This is a genomic window from Rhodonellum sp. (assembly GCF_030656585.1).
Taxonomy (GTDB): domain Bacteria; phylum Bacteroidota; class Bacteroidia; order Cytophagales; family Cyclobacteriaceae; genus Rhodonellum; species Rhodonellum psychrophilum.
Map to the genome: position 1 here is coordinate 1 of NZ_JAUSPP010000038.1, position 3,490 is coordinate 3,490.

Genomic DNA, 3,490 nt, shown 5'->3' on the forward strand with positions numbered 1-3,490 from the left:
CACTCCATCAATGCAGGATCCAGAGGGTTGACGTAGTAATTGGCATCCAGACAAACGATGTGCACATTCCCGTATTGGAAGGAGTAGTTGGAAATTCTCGGAAAACGGGGCGCTGTGTTTTTCACAAAGGCATCAATCAAATCCTGAGGACCTTCGGGTGTGACCGTCATCTTTGGAATCGGTGCATTCAAGGGCAAATCACTGTAATAGAAATATGCCAATCCATCTGGATATTTGGTGAAATCGGCACTGTAGATATCGTGGTTGCCCAAAAACATGTAAAAAGGAATGCTTCCCATCAAAGGGGCTCCCAATACCGGTGAAGCCTCCTGCGCCAAATAATAGGGGAAAAACCGGTGGCGATACTCCAATTCCCTGCCATAGGAATAGGCCATGTCTCCAGTCAAAAGCGCAAACATTGGTTTTTGGAGATAAATCTGATGGGCTATGGCGGCTTGTTCGCTTGTGCCTGCCCCATTGTCCCCGAATACTGCAAAGCGTGTCTTTGGCTTTTTGGTTCGGCTTTGGAAGACATGTTCGGCTATTGTTTTTTGATCTTGGGTCACCCGATACACATAGGTTCTGTCAAATTTCAAACCTTTGATATTCCCCCGATAAAGGAAACTCGATGCATTGTTCAAGTTAAGTTTAGTTGCAGACAGTTTGACGGACTTAAACTTTTTCACGGAAATGGCAGAAAGTCCTTCTCCCCATTCCAACCTGAAGTTTCCCCGCAGACTGTCGGTCTGCCAGATGACTACCTTTTGTTCACTGAAAAAATTTGGTGCATTTCCTGGCTGGATGTAGGGAGGCACCAGGATTTGCTGCGCAAAACCGGACTGTATCGAAAGCAAGAACAAGGAGTGAAAAAAAATCCTTTGGAGGAGCGGGATGACTTTTGTCTTGACCATTTGTATTTGGTTTTAAATCCTGAATTTTAGGTGTGCGTTCGGCATTTGTAAAGGATGTTGTCTTTGAATTTCCTGTCATTTTTGAGTATGGAAAAAAATTCTTCGATAAATTTCCGCATTGCCTGCAATTCGTTTTTGTGGATGTCCTTTTCGATGTGCTTGAAAGCCTCCCAAATTTGCGGTTCGCGTTCAAGATACTCTGCTCTGACATACTGCAGCAATCCTTCATTTCTGCAAAATCCTCTGTAAAGCCTTTCCCGTACATTGTCAATTTCCAGCTTTTCACTGACTTGAGCATAAGGGGCATTGACAAGCCCAGCCATGTCAAAATCATAGGGCAATGGGATATAAGTCCTCGGAGGCAATTGCATCACCTGCAAATTGTGTTGTACCAAACTGGACCAATCCGTGTTGGCAATCATAAATTGAAAAAAATCATGTCTTACAGCCGCCGTATCCTGCAAGGAATAGGGGTTGATGTTTTTGCCTTTCATGATTCTCCCTCCAAAGCGTCTGGCTACCTGATCATTGTCCTCGATAAAAAAAGCCTTGGCTGTGTAAGATTTGGCCTGCCTTCCATCGAGATCCGTCAGGTTCAGGTCAATCAACCTTGTTTTGAAATAATAATTGGAAATGGGTTCATAAAGTTTGTAGCAGAGATATTCCTTCAAGGCCAGATCATTGCCAGTTTTGTTGGCGTGACAGGGAAGCACAAGTTTGAGGGATTTGGATCCTTCAAATAGCGTCCCCTTGCTCTCCTTTTTGCTTATTTTGATTCTGGCAGGAGAGAAAAAACAGTTTTTCATTCTGAAATTCCCCCTTGAGCGCATTTCGATTCCAATTGAATCCCAGTTTCCTCTATTGGTTTTATAATGGAGAATCGTGGGGAGATAAAGTGAGTCGTTTGTATTTTTCCTTAAGTCCTTGAAAGAATAAGACAAGCTCATTTCCAGCAGTGAGTCACTTCCAAAAAGTGGTGCTAATATTCTTTCCTGAGCCACACTTACATGGCAAAAAATAACGAGCAGGAAAATGACAAGCGCTTTGGTTTTCATGCATTACTAATTGAAATTAAACTCCAAAAATTTTTAGTCAATCAATTTCATATCCTTTTCCATCTTAAAAAGGAAAAATCACTCACCTGAAGAAGACCATAAAGATCACAAAGCCCAGTACGCCGGTTGCAAATCCGATCATGAGCACTTTATATGCGTAGCCGAGCAGGTTGTATTTCTGTTTTAAAATCACCCCTTGGCTATAGAGATCGATGATCATGTGCTCGTAGATGTCCTTCCTTGAATTCAACAATTCTTCCATTTTGTTGATATATTCCTGTTGGGTATAATCTGCAATCACGCCAAAAAACAGCAGGCTTGTCTTTTCTGAAGGGTTGGGTTTGAAATGGGATTCGATGATCTTTGGCTGAGCCGCCAAAATCGCCAAAATGGCAGATGTAAGACAGGAAAGAACGATCACCACCATAGGGATAATGATGGAATATTGGTAAAAATCAAGTTTTTCGGCTACGACTCCATAACCTGAAATGGCGATTATGGAAGAAATGATCACTGTATTGATGCTGATGATCATGTTTGCCTTGCTATCCACGATCTGCCTCAGATTGGTTTGGTTTCTGTAAGTTGCGCGAAAAAGCGTTTCTCGCTCCCTCCCGGATTTTTTATGCTCTTCCTCTTGTTCTATTTCCATTTTATGGTTTTTATATAACTAAGTTAATTATTTTAAACAAAGAATTACATAAAATGAAGAAGCAGATTTTCAGAAATATCAAAATATTTTTATAACTTAAACTGCTTTATTTCAACACTATGTAATGGAAATGAAATCAATTCCCATTTTTTCTTTTGTTCACTGCTTTTCGGGAAAAGGGTGTATTGGTCAGAAGTGCTCAACCTGCTTGGCCTTGTTTTTCCTGCTGTTTCTTACCGGATTTTCGAGTGCCCAGACGGGTGGCTTATTTGAAAATGAGGAAGTATTTACAATCACCTTGTCAGGCGATTTGGCGGAAGTATTAAGGGATCGGTCAGGAGATCCGCAATATCGCTCTGGAAATTTGCGCTACACGGATGGGGACAGCAGTGTTGTTACCATCCCTATCCGGTTGAGAACCCGAGGGAATTTCAGGAGGGCAAAAGGCATTTGTTCCCATCCTCCATTGCTCTTGAATTTCCGAAAAGAAGACAGAAAGAAAACGATTTTCGCACAACAGGACCGTCTAAAACTGGTGATGCCCTGTCAGGGAGAAAGTTTCCTGATCCGAGAATACCATGTTTACAAACTTTACAACCTGATCAGTCCAAAAAGTTTCCAAGCCAAACTGGTCAAAGTGGTTTTAGACGACCCCAAATTAAAGCCAAAAGAGCAAGGTCCATTTTATGGGATTTTACTGGAAGAAGAGGGACAGATGGCCGAACGCAACGGCATGGTGGCGGTGGAAAAAACCTTGGTCAGACCCGTACAAACCCAACTGGATGATTTCTTGAACATGGCCGTGTTCAATTATTTGATCGGGAATACAGATTGGTCCGTCCAGTACCGACAGAATGTGAAACTGATTGCCG

3 protein-coding genes and 1 pseudogene are annotated in these 3,490 nt (G+C 42.2%); 1 reads left to right on the forward strand and 3 read right to left on the reverse strand.

What is annotated here, in order from left to right:
• The 3 genes from Q7J63_RS10505 to Q7J63_RS10515 form a co-directional block, all read right to left on the reverse strand.
• Positions 1–911 (reverse strand): metallophosphoesterase (locus tag Q7J63_RS10505; protein WP_304885962.1); only part of this gene is annotated, 911 nt, incomplete at its 3' end.
• Positions 912–937: 26 nt separating this feature from the next.
• Entirely contained in the window at positions 938–1,966 is a 1,029-nt protein-coding gene (locus Q7J63_RS10510) for a hypothetical protein (RefSeq protein ID WP_304885963.1), read from the reverse strand.
• An 82-nt stretch (positions 1,967–2,048) separates the two neighbouring features.
• A complete protein-coding gene (locus Q7J63_RS10515; protein WP_019598444.1) occupies positions 2,049–2,618 on the reverse strand; it encodes a Pycsar system effector family protein in 570 nt (189 codons plus the stop codon).
• Between the two features lie 208 nt (positions 2,619–2,826).
• Between Q7J63_RS10515 and Q7J63_RS10520 the strand changes: the two are divergent.
• A pseudogene (locus tag Q7J63_RS10520) lies at positions 2,827–3,490 on the forward strand (hypothetical protein); the annotation flags it as partial.